This window comes from Streptococcus mitis, from assembly GCF_946190115.1.
GTDB lineage: Bacteria > Bacillota > Bacilli > Lactobacillales > Streptococcaceae > Streptococcus > Streptococcus mitis_CO.
The window spans coordinates 1-2186 of the sequence record NZ_CAMHZG010000037.1 but is presented as its reverse complement, the minus strand read 5'-3'; the positions used below and the strand labels follow the sequence as shown (position 1 = coordinate 2186).

General features: G+C 39.8%; 1 protein-coding gene. It reads left to right on the top strand.

Going from position 1 to position 2186, the window contains the following annotated elements; translation table 11 throughout:
• The coding region (locus tag N8L90_RS09275) for a DUF1542 domain-containing protein (RefSeq protein ID WP_261025204.1) at positions 1-2186 on the top strand (2186 nt) is incomplete at both ends.

Genomic DNA, 2186 nt, shown 5'->3' with positions numbered 1-2186 from the left:
GCAGCTAAGAAAGCCATTGACGATGCACTTAAAGCTAAAGAAGCAGCAATTGACGCTCGTCCAGATTTAACTGATGACGAGAAGAAAGCTGCTAAGGACGCCGCTAAGGATGCCGCTGATAAAGCTAAAGAAGCAATTGATGCAGCACCAACGGATGCAGCAGTAGACGCAGCTAAAGAAACTGGTACAGGTGACATTACGAAAGTTAACCCAGTAGCTAAAGAAGTAGCTAAGAAGGCAGTAGCAGATGAATTAGCTAAGAAAGAAGCAGCCATCGATGCTCGTCCAGACTTAACTGACGAAGAAAAAGCAGCAGCTAAGAAAGAAGCAAAAGATAAAGCTAAAGTAGCAACAGATGCAATCAATGATCAACCATCTATCGCAGAAACACCAGAAAAAGCAGCAGAAGCTCAAAAAGCAGTAGATGCAGCTAAGAAAACAGGTGTAGATGAAGTTGCAGCTGTAAATCCAGAAGCGGCTAAGAAACCAGCAGCTAAGAAAGCCATTGACGATGCACTTAAAGCTAAAGAAGCAGCAATTGACGCTCGTCCAGATTTAACTGATGCCGAGAAGAAAGCCGCTAAAGATGCCGCTAAAGATGCCGCTGATAAAGCTAAAGCAGCAGTAGATGCAGCACCAACAGATGCAGCAGTAGACGCAGCTAAAGAAACTGGCACAGGTGACATTGCGAAAGTAAACCCAGTAGCCAAAGAAGCAGCTAAGAAAGCAGTTGCTGATGAATTAGCTAAGAAAGAAGCAGCCATCGATGCTCGTCCTGATTTGACGAAAGAAGAAAAAGACGCAGCTAAGAAAGAAGCTCAAGATAAAGCTAAGGAAGCAACAGATGCAATCAACGATCAACCAGCTAATGCAGAGACACCAGAAAAAGCAGCAGAAGCTCAAGCAGCAGTAGATGCAGCTAAGAAAACAGGTGTAGATGAAGTTGCAGCTGTAAATCCAGAAGCCAAAGCTAAACCAGCAGCTAAGAAAGCCATCGAAGATAAATTAGCAAAACAATTGGAAGATATTGCTAACACTCCAGATGCTACAGATGATGAGAAGAAAGTTGCAGCAGATGCAGCTAAAGCTCTAGCAGAAGAAGCTAAGGAAGAAATCGATAAAGCTGGAACAGATGCAGAAGTTAAGCAACTTCAAGAAGCAGCTGAAGGTGAAATTGAAAAATCTGTACCAGTTGTAGAAGATAAACCAAATGCTCGTAAAGCAATTGATGAAGAAGCAACAGCTAAGAAAGCAGAAATCGATGCGCGTAACGATCTAACTCCTGAAGCTAAAGCTAAATTAAAAGCTAAAGTAGATAAAGCTGCGGAAAAATCTAAAGCAGCAATTGATGCAGTAAGTAGTGTAGACGATGTTAATACAATAGAAGAAGCTGATAAGGCGGCTATTAAAGCAATTGGAGAAGTAAACAGACCAATTGATAAAGTATTAGTAAAAGATCCAAGTGCATTAACAGATGAAGAAAAAGCTAAAATCTTAGAAGAAGTTAAGAAAGTTAACCCAACAGCTAAAGAAGTTAAATATGATGAAAATGGAAACATCGAAGTAACAACAGAAGCTGGCGATAAAGGAATTATCAATCCGACAAAATTAGTGAAAACTGAGGACCAGTTAGATAACGGTAAAGGTGGAAATGACATTAACAAACCACTTGATAAAGTTATCGTAAAAGATCCATCGAACTTAACTGACGAAGAGAAAGCTAAGATTGTTGCTAAAGTTGAAGAGGTAAATCCAGATGCTATCGTAACAATCAATGAAGATGGAACTGTTTCTGTTTCTACTCCAGATGGTAAAACTGCAGCAATTCCAGCATCAGAATTAGTAAGAACTAAAGAAGATACTTCTAACCCAGATGCCGGAAATAGTAAAATTGTTAAACCAGCAGACAAAGTAGCCGGTGAAGCAAATGATCCGGATGATCAAGCTAAAGTAGAAGAAAAATTAAGAGAATTAAACCCAGAAACTAAATCTGTTAAATTTGATGAAGATGGTAATGCGACAGTTACACTGAAAGATGGAACTACTGCGACAATCCCATCAGAAGATTTATTCAAATCAGAAGTAGATGCAACTAAACCAAATGCAGGCAACGACATCGTTAAACCAGCAGATAAGACTGTAGTAGCAAATCCAGAAAAACTTACAGATGCTGAGAAGAAAGCGAT